Genomic DNA, 16603 nt, shown 5'->3' on the forward strand with positions numbered 1-16603 from the left:
GAATGACGGAGCGGGGAGTGTCACCCCTGCGCCGGAGCGTTCAGGCTGCGCGCCAAACGCTCGATGCGCTCGGCGGCCTTGCCGATCCCCTCCGCCAAACGCGCTTCGATGAATTGGGAACGCTCGTCGCCCGCATTGGCAAGGGAATGGAGTTGCGAGAGCTGCTCTTCGGCGGCCGCGAGTTTCCTCTTTGTCTCGGCCATTTCATCCGCGATGGTAATGGCAGCCATGACGTGAAGGCGCATATCGCCGATTTCGCCGAAGGCCGCCCGCATCTCTTCGATCTTGGCATCGAGCGACGCCGCCAGGCCTTCGAGATGCCGTTCCTCACCGTCGGCGCAGGCGATCCGGTAAGATCGGCCCGCAATCGATACGTTGACCTGAGCCATCAGCCTTCCTCCAACGCGAGTTCGCCGGCACGAGCGAGAACACCATGGATCGCTCCCATGGCCTGGCGGACGCGCTCGCCGATATCTTCGGTGGCCGTCTCGTATCTGTGCAGGCTCGTGAGAGCGCCATCGAGCTCGACGGCAAGGCGGGCCCGGTCGTCCTGCATGATCTGGAGTTCGGTTTCCAGGTCGCCGCGCCGTTTCTCGGCCTCGAGACGGCGCGAGACTGAGGCCTCGAGCAGGCCTACGGCGCTCTCGAGTCGCTTCAACGCATCGTCAAGGGTGGGAGCCATTGCACCTCCGGGAATCGGTTAACGACACTAGGGCGCTCAGTGCCGACCGGCAACGGTCTGAAGTTCAAACGCTCGGTCAGAAGTCACCTCAAGTCTTTGACTCGCCCCTGCCCCGTGTTAAGGAGCGCACGCCTTTTCCCGACACACGCGGCCCAAGAGGGTCGCCCTCAAGACTTGTGGATCAAGAGCCGTGCCAGACACCGTCCCCGCCGATCGCGTCACCCACTCCGATCTGGCGAACGCTGTGCGTGTCCTTGCGATGGACGCTGTGGAGCAAGCCAAATCGGGCCATCCCGGCCTGCCGATGGGCGCCGCCGATATCGCCACGGTGCTGTTTACGAAATTCCTGAAATACGACGCCACCGACCCGACCTGGCCGGATCGCGACCGTTTCGTGCTCTCCGCCGGCCACGGCTCGATGCTGCTTTACGCACTTCTGCATCTCACGGGCGTGAAGGGCATGACCATCGACGAGTTGAAGCGTTTCCGCCAACTCGACTCGAAGACACCGGGTCACCCGGAAAACTTCATGACCCCCGGCGTCGAGACGACCACCGGCCCGCTCGGCCAGGGCATCGCCACCGCTGTGGGCATGGCGCTCGCCGAGCGGATGCTGAACGCCCAATACGGCGACAACCTCGTCGATCACCGCACCTACGTGCTCGCCTCCGACGGCGACCTGATGGAAGGCATTAGCCAGGAAGCCATCGCACTCGCGGGTCATCTGAAGCTCAACCGCCTCATCGTTCTCTTCGACGATAACGGCATTTCCATCGACGGTCCGCTCTCGATTACCGATTCGGTCGATCAGGTGAAGCGCTTCCAGGCCGCAGGTTGGCAAGCCGTTCGCGTCGACGGTCACGATCCGAAAGCCATTGGCCGCGCCATCGCCCGCGCCCAGAAGTCGGACAAGCCGACGCTCATCGCGTGCAAGACCGTCATCGGCTTCGGGGCACCGAAGCGGGCCGGCACTTCCAAGGCCCACGGTGAGCCGCTCGGCGCCGAGGAACTCACGGGTGCGAAGGCCGCGCTCGGCTGGACCCATGCCCCCTTCGAGATTCCGGAAGCCATCAAGGCCGCCTGGGCCAAGGCCGGCAAGAAGGGCCGCCGTCACAGCCGCGCCTGGAAAGAGCGTCTGAAGGCTCTCCCGGCCGAGAACCGTGCAGAGTTCGAGCGCCGCATCAAGGGCGTGCGCCCCAAGGGCCTCGACGAGGCCGTAACCGGTCTCAAGAAGCGCCTCTTCGCCGAGCCGCAGAACGTCGCGACCCGTAAGGCCAGCGAGATCGCACTCGAAGTGATCACTGAGGCCGTGCCGGAACTGGTTCTCGGCTCAGCGGACCTGACGCCGTCGAACAACACCAAGACCAAGAATCTGACCGCCATTTCGCCCGGCCAGTACGCCGGACGCTATATCCATTACGGTATCCGTGAACACGGCATGGCGGCCGCCATGAACGGCATCGCGCTTCATGGCGGCCTCATCCCGGCAGGCGCGACCTTCCTGGTCTTTGCCGATTATGCACGGCCCGCCATGCGCATCGCGGCTCTCGCGGGTGTGCCGGCCGTCTACGTCATGACGCACGACTCGATCGGCCTTGGCGAAGACGGGCCGACCCACCAGCCGGTGGAGCAACTGGCCTCGCTTCGTTCCATGCCGAACATGCGCGTGTTCCGCCCAGCCGACGCGGTCGAGACCGCCGAGTGCTGGCAGTTGGCGCTTGAGCGCACGGACGGCCCGACGCTTCTCGCGCTCACACGCCAGAACCTGCCGCAGGTTCGCAAGGAAGCCGTCGGCAATTTCTCGGCGCCCGGCGCTTACGAATTGTCGCCCGCCGAGGGCAAGGCCCAGGCCACCATCTTCGCCTCGGGCAGCGAGGTCGAGATCGCCCTCGCCGCTCAGAAGATCCTGGCCGAGCAGGGCTTTCCCGCCCGCGTCGTTTCGGTACCTTCGCTCGAACTGTTTCTCGCCCAACCGGAGAAGGTGCGCGCCAAGGTCATTGGCGATGCCAAGATCAAGGTCGCGGTCGAGGCCGCTGTTCGTTTCGGGTGGGATGCGGTCATCGGCTCGGACGGCATTTTCGTCGGCATGAGCAGCTTTGGCGCAAGCGCGCCCTATAAGGATCTCTACAAGCACTTCGGCATTACGGCCGAAGCTGTCGCCGAGAAGATCCTGAGAACCCACAATCTTTAATCGCCTAGTTTCAAGGGAGCACCGACTATGACTGTGAAGGTCGCCATCAACGGGTTTGGACGGATCGGACGCAACATCCTGCGCGCCATCGTGGAAAGCGGCCGGAAGGACATTCAGGTCGTCGCCATCAACGATCTCGGCCCCGTAGAGACGAATGCCCATCTGCTGCGCTTCGACTCGGTTCACGGCCGCTTCCCGGCGGAAGTGAAAGTCGAGGGCGACTTCATCGTCATCAACGGTGAGAGGATCAAGGTGACCGCGGTCAAGGATCCGGCGACCCTCCCGCACAAGGAGCTCGGCGTCGATATCGCGCTCGAATGCACCGGCATCTTCACCTCGCGTGAAAAGGCTGCAGCACATCTGACCGCCGGCGCCAAGCGCGTCATCGTCTCGGCTCCCGCCGATGGCGCCGATCTGACGGTCGTCTACGGCGTCAATCACGACAAGCTGACGAAGGATCACGTCGTCATCTCGAATGCCTCGTGCACCACGAACTGCCTCGCGCCCGTCGCGAAGGTGCTGAACGACGCGGTCGGCATCGAAAAGGGCTTCATGACGACGATCCACTCCTACACCAACGATCAGCCGTCGCTCGATCAGATGCACAAGGACCTCTACCGCGCCCGCGCGGCGGCTTTGTCCATGATCCCGACTTCGACTGGCGCTGCGAAGGCTGTCGGACTCGTTCTGCCGGAACTGAACGGCAAACTCGACGGCGTTTCGATCCGCGTGCCGACCCCGAACGTGTCGGTGATCGACTTCAAGTTCATCGCCAAGAAGCCGACGACGGTCGCTGAGATCAACGAAGCCATCAAGCGCGCGGCTGCCCAAGAGCTGAAGGGCGTTCTCGCCGTCACCGACCAGCCGAACGTCTCCATCGACTTCAACCACGATCCGGCCTCGTCTACCTTCCACCTCGACCAGACCAAGGTGATGGACGGCAACTTCGTGCGCGTCATGTCCTGGTACGACAACGAGTGGGGTTTCTCGAACCGTATGGCCGACACCGCTGTCGCCATGGCGAAGCTGATCTAAGGAAAGCTTTCGATGACCGCCTTCCGCACGCTCGATCAAGCTGACGTTAAGGGTAAGCGCGTTCTCGTCCGTGTGGACCTCAATGTCCCCATGGATAACGGCAAGGTGACGGACGCGACGCGCATCGAGCGCGTCCTCCCCACCATCCAGGAAATCGCCGACAAGGGCGGGAAGGTTATCCTTCTCGCCCATTTCGGACGCCCTAAGGGCCGCGATCCGAAGGAATCCTTGAAGCCGGTCGCGGAAGCGCTCTCCAAGCACCTCGCCAGACACGTCTCCTTCGCCGATGATTGCATCGGCGAGGTGGCTCAAAGGGCCGTCGCCGCGTTGCGGAGCGAAGACATCCTGCTTCTCGAAAACACCCGCTTTCACGCGGGCGAAGAGAAGAACGACAAGGACTTCGTCACTGAGCTCGCAAAGCTCGGCGACATCTATGTGAACGACGCTTTCTCGGCGGCGCACCGTGCCCATGCCTCGACCGAGGGCCTTGCCCGCGTGCTTCCCGCTTATGCGGGCCGCACGATGCAGGCGGAACTTGACGCGCTCACCAAAGGTCTCGAAGCCCCAGCCCGTCCACTGGTCGCGATTGTCGGCGGAGCGAAGGTTTCATCGAAGATCGATTTGCTTGAGAACCTCGTCGCCAAGGTCGATGCGCTCGTCATCGGCGGCGGCATGGCCAACACTTTCATCCACGCGTCCGGCCTCAATGTCGGCAAGTCACTGGCGGAGAAAGATTTGGCGGCGACGGCGCTTCGCATCATCGAGAAAGCGCGCGAGGCCAATTGCGCGATCATTCTCCCCGTCGACGGCGTGTGCGCGAAAGAGTTCAAGGCTCATGCCGAAAACCATACCTACGGCATCGATGCGATCCCTGACGATCAAATGATCCTCGATGTGGGTTCGCAATCCGTCGAGCGCATCAATGCCGCCATCAACGACGCCAAAACGCTGGTGTGGAACGGCCCGCTCGGCGCGTTCGAAATCGCGCCCTTCGATCAAGGCACGGTCGCGGCGGCCCGGCATGCGGCGCAGCGCACCAAGGCCGGCAAGCTGGTGTCTGTCGCCGGCGGCGGCGATACGGTCGCGGCGCTCAATCATGCGGGTGTGGCCGACGACTTCTCTTACGTTTCGACGGCAGGCGGCGCGTTCCTCGAATGGCTCGAAGGCAAGGCGCTTCCGGGCGTGGAAGCCTTGCGGGTTTAAGGTCCAGTTCAGCTTCGGCGGATAAAGAACGATCAGGAGGAACATTATGGCTCGTATCACCCTCAGACAGCTTCTCGATCACGCCGCCGAACAGGGCTACGGCGTCCCGGCCTTCAACATCAACAACATGGAGCAGGCGCTCGCCATCATGGAGGCGGCCAACGCCGTCGATGCGCCGGTGATCATCCAGGCGAGCCGCGGCGCGCGTTCCTACGCCAACGACATCATGCTCAAGCACATGATGGACGCTATCACCGAGATCTATCCGCATATCCCGGTCTGCGTTCATCTCGACCACGGCAACGCACCCGCCACCTGCATGACGGCGATCCAGGCCGGTTTCACCTCCGTCATGATGGACGGCTCGCTGAAAGCGGACGGCAAGACGCCGGGCGACTGGGACTACAATGTGGGCGTCACCAGGAAGGTCACCGAGATGGCTCATCTCGGCGGCATTTCGGTGGAAGGCGAACTCGGCGTGCTGGGTTCGCTCGAGAGCGGCATGGGCGAGGCCGAAGACGGCCACGGGGCTGAAGGAAAACTCAGCCACGATCAGTTGCTCACCAATCCCGACGAAGCCGTGAAGTTCGTGGCCGAAACCAAGGTCGACGCTCTCGCCATCGCCATGGGCACCTCGCATGGCGCGTACAAGTTCACTCGCAAGCCGGACGGCGCGATCCTCGCGATGAACATCATCGAAGAGATCCACGCCAAGTTGCCTAATACGCACCTCGTGATGCACGGCTCGTCCTCGGTTCCGCAGGACCTGCAAGACATCATCAACCAGCATGGCGGCAAGATGCCTCAGACCTGGGGTGTGCCGGTGGAAGAGATCCAGCGCGGCATCAAGCACGGCGTGCGCAAGATCAATATCGACACCGACAACCGCATGGCGATGACCGGCCAGATCCGTAAGATCCTGACCGAGAACCCGGGCGAATTCGATCCGCGCAAGTATCTGAAGCCCGCCATGGAAGCGATGGCGAAGCTCTGCAAGCTGCGTCTCGAGGAGTTCAACACCGCCGGCCAGGCCTCGAAGATCAAGCGCGTGTTCACCACCGCGGAGATGGCCAAGCGCTACGCCTCCGGCGAGCTAGATCCCAAATTCGGCTCGGCCCGCAAGGCAGCCGAGTAAGCGATCAGGCTTTTGCCTTAATCATCATCGAGAAACGGGGCCTCGCAAGACGGCCCCGTTTTCGTTATGCGGGAGAAGGAAGATTATTTGAAAGCTAGATTATGCTATCCCGTCGTCATTCCGGGGCGCCGCAGGTGAGCCCGGAACCCATAACCGCTATCGTTTCCGAAAGGCGGCGCGCGCTGCTTTCGATTTTGAGGCGGTAGTGGTTATGGGTTCCGAGCTCCGCTAGCGCGGCCCCGGAATGACGGTGGGGCGACCGGAATCATGCGGCACTCACCGGGAGTTTCATCACATCTTAGAAAGACATAATGAAACACCCTGTCCTTAACCCTCTCACCTTCGTGAACCATGACTGATTCCGCCGCCCGCCTTTATCTGATCACCCCCGTTCTCGATGACGAATCCTTCGCGCCACGCCTGGGCGAAGCCTGCGCTGGCGGGAAAGTGGCGGCCGTTCTGCTGCGCCTTGCCGCCGCTGACGAGCGCACGCTCATCAACCGGATGAAGGCCCTCGCCCCCGTGGCTCAGGACAAGGGCGCGGCGGTGATGGTGTCCGTCGAAGGCGAGGCGGATCTTGCGACCGTCGCCGCGCGCGGCGGGGCCGATGGGGTGCACATCTCCGGTAAACTCGCCCTCGCGAAGGATTTGCGCGACCAGCTCAAGAGCGAACGTTCGCTGGGCGTCGGAGCCATCCGCTCGCGGGATGACGCCATGGCCTTTGGCGAGAGTGGGGCCGATTATCTGATGTTTGGAGAGCCCCGCGCCGATGGCTCGTTGCCAACGATCGAAAGCGTGATCGAGCGCGCCGCCTGGTGGGCGGAAATCTTCGAGACGCCTTGCGTCGTCTATGCGCCGCGACTGGAAGATGTCGCGCCATTGGCCGCAACGAATGCCGAATTCATCGCCCTCGGCGACGCGGTGTGGAACCACCCGGAAGGACCGGCGAAGGCTGTAGAAGCGGCGTTTGCCATTCTTGTCGCGCAGGAGACGGCGCCGTGAGGATCGGGCGTCTCGCTCTCGTTGCGGCCCTGATCGTCGGCTCGACGCTCGCCGCCAAGGCAGCGCCGGCCCCCGACAACGCGTATGCAGCCTACCAGGCGGGGCTTTACCTCAAAGCGATGCGGGAGGCGACGGCGCGTCTGGAGAAGAACCGCACCGACGCTCCGGCCATGACCCTGATCGGCGAACTCTTCAATCAGGGTCTCGGCGTACCGATGAACCCGGTGAAAGCCGCCGAGTGGTATACGCTTGCCGCGAAACAGGGCGACCAAAACGCCCTCTCGACCCTCGGCCTCATGGCGCTGGAAGGCCGGGGCATGCAGAAAAATCCGACACAAGGTAAAGCCTGGCTGGAACAGGCGGCCGCCAAGGGCGAACCCAGGGCCTCCTACAATCTGGGCCTGCTCTACATGTCGACCGGGGATAACACCGATCTGAAACGCGCCATCGCCTATCTGCAGACGGCGACGTCCGCCGAGATCGGAGACGCGCAGCACGCGCTCGGCGTCCTCTACCTCTCCGGCAAGGGCGTCGAGAAAAACAGTTCCGAGGCCGCGCGGCTGTTCGAGCGTGCCGCCAAGAACGGAAGCCTCGCGGGCGAGGTCGAATACGCGATCCTTCTCTTCAACGGCGACGGGGTGAAGGCGGATGAGGCCCAGGGCGCGAAGCTGTTTCGCCGTGCGGCCTCGCGGGGCAACGCCATTGCGCAGAACCGGCTGGCCCGCCTTCTCGTCGCCGGACGCGGCGTTCAGGCCAACAAGATCGATGCCGCCGCGTGGCATCTCCTGGCCGCCGCACAGGGCCTGTCCGATTCCTGGCTCGACAACGCGCTCAAGGACCTCTCGCCGGAGGATCGCGCGAAAGCCCAAAAGCTGGCGGCGGAACGGTCGAACATGTTCTAGGAGCGTGATCAGAACAAGTGGAAACCGGTTGTTCGCCCGGATCATGCGGAATCAAGGTCCAAAGTTCCGACGACAAGGTTCGGCTTGACGTCCCCGGCCCCGCGTGGTCATCACGCAAAAAGCTCTTTCTCTTCGCCAATTTTTAGGACCGCCCGATGATCCGTTCGCCCTTGATGACCGTGATGACCGATGCCGTGATGAAGGCATCCCGCTCCCTCAAGCGCGATTTCGGCGAGGTCGAAAACCTGCAGGTCTCCCGAAAGGGCCCCGGCGATTTCGTCTCGGCGGCGGACAAGAAAGCGGAGAGCATTTTGCGCGATGCGCTCGAGAAGGCTCGTCCCGGCTACGGCTTCGTGATGGAGGAGAGCGGAATCGTCGAAGGTACGGACACCAGCCATCGCTGGCATATCGATCCCCTCGACGGCACCACGAATTTCCTCCACGGCCTGCCCCATTTCGCCATCTCGGTCGGCCTGGAGCGTGATGGGCAGATGGTCGCCGGCATCATCTACGACCCGGCCAAGGACGAGTTGTTCATCGCCGAGAAGGGCAAGGGTGCGTTCCTCAACAACCGCCGCATCCGCGTCGCCGCCCGCTCGGCCATGGAGGACGCGGTGGTGGGTTGTGGCCTGCCGCATATCGGCAAGGGTGATCACGCCCTCTTCCTGCGCGAGGCCGCGAGCGTCATGGCCCATGCGGGCGGCTCACGCCGCTGGGGCGCGGCAGCGCTCGATCTCGCTTATGTGGCCTGCGGTCGCCTCGACATCTTTTGGGAGCGCGGCCTGAATTCCTGGGATATCGCCGCTGGCATGGTGATCCTGCGCGAGGCCGGCGGCTTCTACTCGGATGCGGATGGCGGCAGCGACCCCATCGCCAAAGGCACCATCGCCTGCGGAAACGAGACCCTGCATCGCGAATTGCTCAAGCTTCTGAAAAAGGCCAAAGCCTGAACCTTCGCGTACGATTCCTGTTCGTGGCCACTCTCAAAGACGCGGCCACGGCTTGATCCGCCGCCAGGGCGCGGTCACATTATATCCAGCCCGTTTGAGCGCGATCTCGAAAACCGTCATTCGGTTTTCAGACGGACCGCGTTAAAACCAAGCAAAGAGCGAACGCGTTGACGACGGTCACCGTGTTTCGGCTCCGACAAGAGAACGAGTGCGCTGGAGATGGAATCTCAACCCCTTACGCCGCCACGCATCTATCTGATCCGCATGGCGGTTTTCCTGATCCTTGCGGGGTTCATCGCCTTCATTCTCTACAAGCAGATCTGGACGGCCTTTCTCGCCAATCCGGGCCTGAATGCCGTGATCGTGAGTGTGATGTTGATCGGCATCGTGCTCGCCATCCGGCAGGTCTGGCGGCTTTTTCCGGAAGTGCGTTGGGTCAATACCTTGAGTCGGGCCGAAGACGGCCTTGCGCTGCCGGAATCGCCGACGCTGCTCGCGCCCATGGCGGCGCTCATCAACAATCGCACGATCCGTTCGCTTCTCTCCGTCACGGCCACCCGATCGCTTCTGGATTCCATCGGCGCGCGTCTCGATGAGAGCCGCGAGATCGTGCGCTATCTCGCCGGTCTCCTGATTTTCCTCGGTCTGCTCGGTACCTTCTGGGGCCTGATTGAGACCGTCGGCTCAGTCGGGCAGATCATCGGCTCGCTGAAAACCGGCCAGGATGCGACGGTTCTCTTCGACGAATTGAAGACCTCCCTCGCCGGGCCGTTGCAGGGCATGGGCCTCTCCTTCTCGGCCTCTCTCTTCGGTCTTGCCGGGTCCCTCGTTCTCGGTTTCCTCGATCTTCAGGCTGGGCAGGCGCAGAACCGGTTCTATACGGAACTCGAGGATTGGCTTGCCGCCTCAACCATGGATACCGGGCTCGAGCAGACGGGCCGTCCCCATTCGAACCAGGATCTGACGGTCGCGCTCAATCGCCTCACCGCCGCCGTCAATGACGGCGCGGGCGGGCGGGCTTCGACTCAGGCCATGGCGAACCTCGCCGAGGGCGTGCAGGGCCTCGTTCAGCATATGCGCGCCGAGCAACAGATGATCCGCGATTGGGTCGAGGCTCAAGCCGGGCGTGAGAAGGATCTGAAGCAGATTCTCGACCGCCTGACCCGTGAAAGGCTGCCCTGATGGCGGCGAGCAGCGGCGGACGGCGTCGGGGCCGCCATAGCGAGATCAACTATTGGCCGGGCTTCGTGGACGCCCTGTCCACGCTGCTTTTGTCCATTGTCTTCCTGATCTCGATCTTCATGCTCGGGCAATTCTTTCTCAGCCGGGAATTGTCGAGCCGCGATACGGTTCTCGATCGGTTGAATCGCCAGATCTCCGACCTCACCGACCTTCTGGCGCTCGAGCGCTCCAACCGCCGCAGTACCGAGGAAAATCTCAATAGCCTGCAATCGACCCTGCGCCAGACGGAAGCCGAGCGTACGCGCTTGCAAGGCGTGATCGACAACGGAACCGTCGCGCAGGGACGCGCGGACGAACTGAATAAGACGGTCGAAGCCGAACGTCAGGAAAAGGGGCGGGCGCTGAGCCAGGTCGAACTCCTGAACCAGCAGATCGCCGCCATGCGGCGCCAACTCGCAGCCCTGGAAGAGGCGCTCGCCGCCTCCGAGGCGCGCGACAAGGACAGCCAGGCCCGTGTCGCCGACCTCGGCAGCCGGCTGAATATCGCACTGGCGCAGCGAGTGCAGGAACTCGCCCGGTTCCGTTCGGATTTCTTCGGTCGCTTGCGCCAGATCCTCGGCAATCGGCAGGACGTCCGCATCGTCGGCGACCGTTTCGTGTTTCAATCGGAGGTGCTTTTTCCGGTCGGCCAGGCCACTTTGCGACCGGAAGCCAGCGGCGAGATCGACCGCATCGCCGCCGCCCTCGTGGAATTGGAAAAGCAAATCCCGCCGGATATTCCCTGGGTTATTCGCGTGGACGGCCACACCGACGCACGCCCCATCGCGACTCCGCAATTCCCCTCGAACTGGGCGCTCTCATCCGCACGCGCCATCGCCGTGGTTCAGGCCTTCGTGTCGCGCGGCGTGTCGCCCCAGCATCTCGTCGCGGCAGGTTTCGGCGAATTCCAGCCCATCGATCTCGCCACGACGGACGAAGCCTATGCCAGAAACCGCCGCATCGAGCTGAAGCTGACGGAACGCTGAGTCCCGTCAGTCCAACTCAAAGGCGCTCTATAACGGCTTGCCCAAATAGCGCGCGACATCGACGGTATTTACGCCCACGCGCTTCACAGCATCGACGAGTTGTTCGCGCGTCACATTCCACTTCGCGGTCCAGTGTTTGACTTCCCATTCTTCGTGAATGTTGACCTTTTTCGGATCTTGCGGCTGTCGAATTTTGAGATTGTCCATGTAACATCCTATTGATTGCATATCGCGATTGATGCAACCATTAGATGTCTATTGGCAAGCTGGGCCGCAAGACCCTTAAATCTCTATTCCGCCGCGACGCGCCCATCCGCGTCGGTGAATTGCAGGCGTGCCAGACGGGCATAGAGGCCGCCCTTGGCAAAGAGGGTGTCGTGCGTCCCCTCTTCCACGATCCGCCCCTGATCCATCACCAGAATGCGGTCGGCGGATCGGATCGTCGCCAGACGATGGGCGATGACGAGGGTCGTGCGGCCCTCCATCAGGCGGTCGAAGGCCACCTGCACCTTGCGCTCGCTTTCCGCATCGAGCGCCGATGTCGCCTCGTCGAGAAGCAGGATCGGCGCGTCTTTCAGGATCGCGCGGGCAATGGCGATGCGCTGGCGTTGGCCGCCGGAAAGCGTGACGCCCCGTTCTCCGATGACCGTGTCATAACCTTGAGACATCGCCCTGATGAACCCATCAGCGGAAGCGAGAGCCGCTGCATGGTGTACTTCCTCGTCCGTGGCCTCGGGGCGGCCATAGCGGATGTTGTCCAGAACGCTCGTCGCGAAAATCGTCGGCTCCTGCGGCACCAGCGCCATGAGATGACGCAAGCCGGCGGGGTCGACCTCCGAGACCGACACTCCATCCACCAGCACACGGCCTTCACGCGGATCGTAAAAGCGCAGGAGCAACTGAAAGATCGTACTCTTGCCGGCTCCCGAAGACCCGACGAGCGCAACTCGCTCACCCGAGGCAACCGTCAAGTTGAGATTGGCAAGGGCCGCGTGCTCTGGCCGGGTCGGATAGGCGAAGTGCACATTGTCGAACGCAATGGTGCCTAGCGGCGGTTCTGGCAGCGGTTTCGGGTGAGCGGGTGCCGCGATGGCGGGCTCTGCCGCCAGAATTTCGCCCAGGCGCTCCGCAGCGCCGGCGGCCTGCGCCAATTCGCCGTAGACCTCCGAGATCTGGCCGAGCGAACTCGCCACGAAAACCGCGTAGAGCAGAAATTGCGCCAGCGTTCCCGCCGTCATCGTGCCCGCAAGCACATCCTGCGCCCCGTACCAGAGTACCCCGACGACACTCGCCGAGACGAGAAAGATGCCCGCGCCCGTGAGATAGGCCCGCATCGCGGTCGACAGGCGCGCCGCCTCGAAGGCCTCCTCCGCCGCCTCGGTAAAACGGGCGGCCGTCGCGCCCTCCATCCCGAAAGCCTGCATGGTACGAACCGCCCCGACCGCCTCGGCTGCGTAAGCCGAGGCGTCGGCGAGGCGATCCTGCGCGGCGCGCGAGCGACGGCGGACGGCGCGGCCGGAGGTGATGAGCGGCAGAACGATGACCGGGATGGCGAAGAGCACGAGGGCCGAAAGCTTCGGGCTCGTCAGAACCATCTGGGCGGCTGCGCCGACGAAAAGGAACACGTTGCGAAGCGCAATCGAGATGCTGACGCCGAAGGCAGCCTTGACCTGCGTGGTGTCGGCGGTGAGCCGGGAGACCAGCTCCCCGCTCTTCGACCGATCGAAAAAGGCCGGATCGAGGTTGGTCAGGTGGCGGAATACGGCGGCGCGCAAATCAGCGACGACCCGCTCGCCCAGCGTGATGACGCTGTAATAACGAAGCGCGCTCGCGACCGCGAGAACCCCGACAACCGCGAGCAGCATGCCGAAATAGGCATTGATCAGCCCCCGGTCCGGAGTCGAGAAAAGATCGATCACCCGGCGCATGGCCACAGGCACGACCAGTGTCGCGCCCGAAGCGACCGTGAGCGCCACAAGAGCGACGACGATCCGGCCCTTATAGGCCAAGGCGAAAGGAATCAGGGGTTTCAGCGCGCTCAAGGGCGCTTTGGCACGGGGTCCGGTTTGCTGATCGGCCATCTAATCTCGAATCTTGAACTTTATGACGCCTGTCGTCTTATGTCGCACGAACTTGCCAGCCAACCGGCATCAACTTCCCTTGATCATGCTCTTGTTTCTTTAGATTCCGCATGATCCGGGCGAACAACCGGGTTTCCACTTGTTCTGATCATGCTCTAGCACCTTCGACCCGGCTTGTTTCAAGGTTCCAAGTGCGGTATAGGCGCGCGTTATTCAAGGATCACGTTCGATCAAAGACTGCGAGCCGCCGTATCGGCAGGCCGCGAGAGGATATGGCAATGGCGCGCAATAGCGAACTCGAACATCCCGATTACCACTTCATCAAGGTGGTCTTGACCAACGGCACCGAGTTCACCACCCGGTCGACCTACGGCAAGGAGGGTGACACCCTCAACCTCGACATCGACCCGAACACCCACCCGGCTTGGACCGGCGGCCAGCAGCAGCTGCTCGACCGCGGCGGCCGTCTGTCGCGCTTCAACTCGAAGTTCGGCAATCTGGGCATCGGCGGCGCGAAGTAAGCTTCGCTTCCACATTCCGGAATCGAAAAGCCCCGCTTCTGCGGGGCTTTTTGTTGGTCTGAGCTTGAGCACGAGACGCATGGGCGTGCCTACACCCATCTCGGCCCGGTTTTACTCTTGCAAAGTGAAGGCCTGCCGCAACAAGCGCTGCTGTGCCGCAACTGGATTTTCCATAGGAGCTGCGACCTTGGTCTCGGATTCGGAGATCAACTGCTCCAGATGCATGATGCGTGCATGGAGCCTCGTCGCAAGGCCGATCAGATTCTTGAGACGGCGCGGCAAAGCCTCGTATTCTTCGATTGAAGCCACGGAAGCCTGAGACGCCAGCCGGACGCGGTTCTTCTCCAGTTGCGCCTGATCGGGAGAAATTTCTCCCTCGCCGACCGCGCGCTGAACGAGCAGCCAGGACGCGATCTGCATCAGCCGCGTGGTCAGCCGCATGCTCTCGCTGGCATAGGCCACCGTCACCTGCCGCTGCAGATAGCGGGATTCCTCTCTGCCCGGTCCATCGAGATAAGCCGCCGCTTCCTCGACAAGCTCCATCCCCTCCTGGAACAGGGCTTTGAATGCCTCCGACTGGACAAAGGACCGGCCGAACGGAACCGGGTCGGTTTCGAGCTTGATCACGTCGAGGTCGCTCAACGTCTGTCTCCACGATGGTCTTGCCCCGCCTTCACCGGGCGGGCTGATATGGAGCGGCACTATAGAGCGGTTTTCGGCGCGCGCTTCGGTAACCCTTTTTTAAGGTTAAACCGGACAGGCGCTTTCAAAAATAGAGCCACCTGACGGTGGCTCGAAGTGATAACAGGGAGCGTCAAAACAGAGTGGATGGAAGCCACTCGACATCCAGCACAACTGGATGAAACAACTATCGATTGCAAAACTTAAGATTCCGTTAACGAAGAATTCAATGTGCTAGACAGCAGCGATCAGGTCGAGCCGAGTTTGAAAAAAGCGCTGGCAGCATCGCGGGATTTTTCCTTGCCGGATCGCGCATCCTTCAACCGCCGGATCTCCTGCTCAAGCGCGGCCACCCGTTCGTCGAGCTCTTCCAACGACAGCATCGACAAGTCCTGGCCGAGCTCGAAGCCGCCGGCCTTTTTCTGACGGGGCTCATCGGCGAAGGGATCGAAAACCATGGCGTCCTCCTCCTGAACGGCCTTAAAGGTTAATGCGGGATGGATCACTTGCCAACGGCGACCAAAGGCACCAAAGCTCGGGGTCGTGACTCAGTTTGATGAGGATAAGGCACAGGCTTTCCCTCCCCCTTGCGGGGATGGACGAAGGGTGGGGGTGGTCTGACCGGGTGAAACTTTCAGACGTCTGGCGCTGTAGCAGCCTTCAGGCAACGCCCTGACTTTTCAACCCCACCCCTACCCCTCCCCGCAAGGGGGAGGGGAGGGAAGAGCGCGGATCAAACTGAGTCACCACCAAAGCCCCCGGATAAAATCCCAGTGGTTTTGCGCTATATCAGCTCTCCCGACCCCGGCTTTCATAGGATTCGATCATGACGACGCTCCCCACCACCATGCGCGGCGTGATCGCGGAAGGCGCCGGCGGCCCCGAAGTGCTCGCCGTTGTCGAGCGCCCGGTGCCGATGCCGAAGGAGGGCGAAATTCTGATCCGGGTCGAGGCGGCCGGAGTGAACCGCCCGGACGTGATCCAGCGTCAGGGTGGGTATCCGCCTCCACCTGGCGCATCCGACATTCTCGGACTCGAGGTTTCCGGCGTCGTGGTGGCAGCCGGGCCGAACCTCAAACGCTTCTTTCTCGGCGCGCGCGTGATGGCGCTCGTTCCTGGCGGTGGTTACGCGGAATACGCAGTGGCCGACGCCTCGAACGCCCTGCCGATCCCGGACGGGCTCTCCATGGAGGAAGCGGCGGCGATCCCCGAGACCTACTTCACCGTCTGGTCCAACGTCTTTGACCGGGGACGCCTGCAACCGGGCGAGACGCTCCTTGTCCATGGTGGCACGTCGGGTATCGGCACCACCGCGATCCAGCTCGCCAAAGCCTTCGGTGCGAAGGTCATCGCAACAGCCGGTAGCGCTGAGAAATGCGAAGCCTGCGCGAGGCTCGGCGCGGACGTGGTGATCAATTACCGCGAGACGGATTTCGTCAAAGCCGTCAAGGACGCGACCGAGGGTCATGGGGCAGACGTGATCCTCGACATGGTCGGGGGAGACTATATTCCCCGCAATTACGAGGCGGCCGCCCTGGACGGGCGCATCGTCCAGATCGCGTTCCTTCAGGGCAGCAAAGTCGAGGTCGATTTCCGTCGCCTGATGCTCAAGCGCCTAATTCATACAGGCTCGACCCTGCGCCCCCGCCCCATCTCGGAAAAGGCCGCCATCGCGCGCTCCCTCGAGGAAAAGGTCTGGCCACTTCTCGGCCAGGGCGGCTGCCGCCCGGTCATGGACTCGACCTTTCCGTTCGAGGAGGTGCGCCAGGCCCATGCCCGAATGGACGGCGGCGCGCATGTGGGCAAGATCGTGCTGAAGGTTTGAGGCAGGGCCGCACTGCGACCGCTCTTTGCCGAGAATCGGAAGTTTCCGATCAAGATCGCGCTTAAAATTTGCAACCTCGTCCAGGTTTCCCTATATTCGACCTGTTTCCCTCACATCGTGAGTAGAGATGCTTCGGCCCCGGCCGGGACGGAGCGCAAGAGAGTTTTGCCGTGCGGCGCCCAAAATGG

General features: G+C 62.5%; 17 protein-coding genes. 11 read left to right on the top strand and 6 right to left on the bottom strand.

Going from position 1 to position 16603, the window contains the following annotated elements; genetic code table 11:
• Positions 1-20: 20 nt before the first annotated feature.
• Positions 21-389 (bottom strand): cell division protein ZapA, encoded by a 369-nt coding sequence (locus AB4072_RS04300; RefSeq protein WP_441965654.1) that lies wholly within the window; start codon positions 387-389, stop codon positions 21-23.
• Positions 389-682 carry a DUF4164 domain-containing protein gene (locus AB4072_RS04305; protein ID WP_441965655.1) on the bottom strand — a complete coding sequence of 98 codons (294 nt, stop codon included), beginning with the start codon at positions 680-682 and terminating at the stop codon, positions 389-391. Before AB4072_RS04305 ends, AB4072_RS04300 begins: the two co-directional genes overlap by 1 nt.
• A 190-nt stretch (positions 683-872) precedes the next feature.
• On the opposite strand from AB4072_RS04305, the gene tkt reads away from it, so the two are divergent.
• From tkt to AB4072_RS04350, 9 genes are all read left to right on the top strand, one after another.
• A complete protein-coding gene (gene tkt / locus AB4072_RS04310; protein WP_441965656.1) occupies positions 873-2873 on the top strand; it encodes a transketolase in 2001 nt (666 codons plus the stop codon).
• A 27-nt stretch (positions 2874-2900) separates the two neighbouring features.
• On the top strand, positions 2901-3908 hold the full coding sequence (gene gap / locus AB4072_RS04315) for a type I glyceraldehyde-3-phosphate dehydrogenase (protein WP_441965657.1): 1008 nt from the start codon (positions 2901-2903) through the stop codon (positions 3906-3908).
• A gap of 12 nt (positions 3909-3920) precedes the next feature.
• Complete coding sequence (locus tag AB4072_RS04320; RefSeq protein ID WP_441965658.1) at positions 3921-5111, top strand: phosphoglycerate kinase; 1191 nt, start codon at positions 3921-3923, stop codon at positions 5109-5111.
• Positions 5112-5157: 46 nt separating this feature from the next.
• A complete protein-coding gene (fba, locus tag AB4072_RS04325; RefSeq protein WP_441965659.1) occupies positions 5158-6246 on the top strand; it encodes a class II fructose-bisphosphate aldolase in 1089 nt (362 codons plus the stop codon).
• A gap of 351 nt (positions 6247-6597) precedes the next feature.
• Positions 6598-7248, top strand: a complete 651-nt coding sequence (locus AB4072_RS04330) for a thiamine phosphate synthase (RefSeq protein ID WP_441965660.1) — start codon at positions 6598-6600, stop codon at positions 7246-7248.
• The gene (locus AB4072_RS04335; protein WP_441965661.1) at positions 7245-8150 is read left to right on the top strand and encodes a tetratricopeptide repeat protein; all 906 of its coding nucleotides are present in this window, start codon (positions 7245-7247) and stop codon (positions 8148-8150) included. The genes AB4072_RS04330 and AB4072_RS04335 overlap by 4 nt, the downstream gene beginning before the upstream one ends.
• A 155-nt stretch (positions 8151-8305) precedes the next feature.
• Positions 8306-9100, top strand: a complete 795-nt coding sequence (locus AB4072_RS04340; protein ID WP_441965662.1) for an inositol monophosphatase family protein — start codon at positions 8306-8308, stop codon at positions 9098-9100.
• 219 nt (positions 9101-9319) lie between these two features.
• A complete protein-coding gene (locus tag AB4072_RS04345) occupies positions 9320-10282 on the top strand; it encodes a flagellar motor protein MotA (RefSeq protein WP_441965663.1) in 963 nt (320 codons plus the stop codon).
• Positions 10282-11307 (top strand): peptidoglycan -binding protein, encoded by a 1026-nt coding sequence (locus AB4072_RS04350; protein ID WP_441965664.1) that lies wholly within the window; start codon positions 10282-10284, stop codon positions 11305-11307. The genes AB4072_RS04345 and AB4072_RS04350 overlap by 1 nt, the downstream gene beginning before the upstream one ends.
• A gap of 27 nt (positions 11308-11334) precedes the next feature.
• Here the strand turns inward: AB4072_RS04350 and AB4072_RS04355 are convergent, their stop codons facing one another.
• Both AB4072_RS04355 and AB4072_RS04360 read right to left on the bottom strand, forming a co-directional pair.
• The gene (locus tag AB4072_RS04355) at positions 11335-11514 is read right to left on the bottom strand and encodes a DUF3606 domain-containing protein (protein WP_441965665.1); all 180 of its coding nucleotides are present in this window, start codon (positions 11512-11514) and stop codon (positions 11335-11337) included.
• 83 nt (positions 11515-11597) lie between these two features.
• On the bottom strand, positions 11598-13388 hold the full coding sequence (locus AB4072_RS04360) for an ABC transporter transmembrane domain-containing protein (RefSeq protein ID WP_441965666.1): 1791 nt from the start codon (positions 13386-13388) through the stop codon (positions 11598-11600).
• Between the two features lie 278 nt (positions 13389-13666).
• Between AB4072_RS04360 and rpmE the strand changes: the two genes are divergently transcribed.
• Entirely contained in the window at positions 13667-13909 is a 243-nt protein-coding gene (gene rpmE / locus AB4072_RS04365) for a 50S ribosomal protein L31 (protein WP_441965667.1), read from the top strand.
• 111 nt (positions 13910-14020) lie between these two features.
• Here rpmE and rcdA read toward each other — a convergent pair whose 3' ends face one another.
• Positions 14021-14551: a protease adaptor protein RcdA gene (rcdA, locus tag AB4072_RS04370; protein WP_441965668.1), complete on the bottom strand. Its 531-nt coding sequence runs from the start codon at positions 14549-14551 to the stop codon at positions 14021-14023.
• Between the two features lie 287 nt (positions 14552-14838).
• Entirely contained in the window at positions 14839-15048 is a 210-nt protein-coding gene (locus AB4072_RS04375) for a DUF1192 domain-containing protein (protein ID WP_441965669.1), read from the bottom strand.
• Between the two features lie 368 nt (positions 15049-15416).
• Here AB4072_RS04375 and AB4072_RS04380 point away from each other — a divergent pair, with 368 nt between their 5' ends.
• On the top strand, positions 15417-16415 hold the full coding sequence (locus tag AB4072_RS04380) for an NAD(P)H-quinone oxidoreductase (RefSeq protein ID WP_441965670.1): 999 nt from the start codon (positions 15417-15419) through the stop codon (positions 16413-16415).
• Positions 16416-16603: the final 188 nt, after the last annotated feature.

The organism is Microvirga sp. 2MCAF38 (genome assembly GCF_052115485.1).
GTDB lineage: Bacteria > Pseudomonadota > Alphaproteobacteria > Rhizobiales > Beijerinckiaceae > Microvirga.

What these genes read in the sequence shown, in the direction of transcription:
- AB4072_RS04300 (WP_441965654.1), bottom strand. Translation starts at nt 389, where the DNA reads ATGGCTCAGGTCAACGTATCGATTGCGGGCCGATCTTACCGGATCGCC.
- AB4072_RS04305 (WP_441965655.1), bottom strand. Translation starts at nt 682, where the DNA reads ATGGCTCCCACCCTTGACGATGCGTTGAAGCGACTCGAGAGCGCCGTA.
- gap (WP_441965657.1), top strand. Translation starts at nt 2,901, where the DNA reads ATGACTGTGAAGGTCGCCATCAACGGGTTTGGACGGATCGGACGCAAC.
- AB4072_RS04320 (WP_441965658.1), top strand. Translation starts at nt 3,921, where the DNA reads ATGACCGCCTTCCGCACGCTCGATCAAGCTGACGTTAAGGGTAAGCGC.
- fba (WP_441965659.1), top strand. Translation starts at nt 5,158, where the DNA reads ATGGCTCGTATCACCCTCAGACAGCTTCTCGATCACGCCGCCGAACAG.
- AB4072_RS04330 (WP_441965660.1), top strand. Translation starts at nt 6,598, where the DNA reads ATGACTGATTCCGCCGCCCGCCTTTATCTGATCACCCCCGTTCTCGAT.
- AB4072_RS04340 (WP_441965662.1), top strand. Translation starts at nt 8,306, where the DNA reads ATGATCCGTTCGCCCTTGATGACCGTGATGACCGATGCCGTGATGAAG.
- AB4072_RS04345 (WP_441965663.1), top strand. Translation starts at nt 9,320, where the DNA reads ATGGAATCTCAACCCCTTACGCCGCCACGCATCTATCTGATCCGCATG.
- AB4072_RS04350 (WP_441965664.1), top strand. Translation starts at nt 10,282, where the DNA reads ATGGCGGCGAGCAGCGGCGGACGGCGTCGGGGCCGCCATAGCGAGATC.
- AB4072_RS04355 (WP_441965665.1), bottom strand. Translation starts at nt 11,514, where the DNA reads ATGGACAATCTCAAAATTCGACAGCCGCAAGATCCGAAAAAGGTCAAC.
- AB4072_RS04360 (WP_441965666.1), bottom strand. Translation starts at nt 13,388, where the DNA reads ATGGCCGATCAGCAAACCGGACCCCGTGCCAAAGCGCCCTTGAGCGCG.
- rpmE (WP_441965667.1), top strand. Translation starts at nt 13,667, where the DNA reads ATGGCGCGCAATAGCGAACTCGAACATCCCGATTACCACTTCATCAAG.
- AB4072_RS04375 (WP_441965669.1), bottom strand. Translation starts at nt 15,048, where the DNA reads ATGGTTTTCGATCCCTTCGCCGATGAGCCCCGTCAGAAAAAGGCCGGC.
- AB4072_RS04380 (WP_441965670.1), top strand. Translation starts at nt 15,417, where the DNA reads ATGACGACGCTCCCCACCACCATGCGCGGCGTGATCGCGGAAGGCGCC.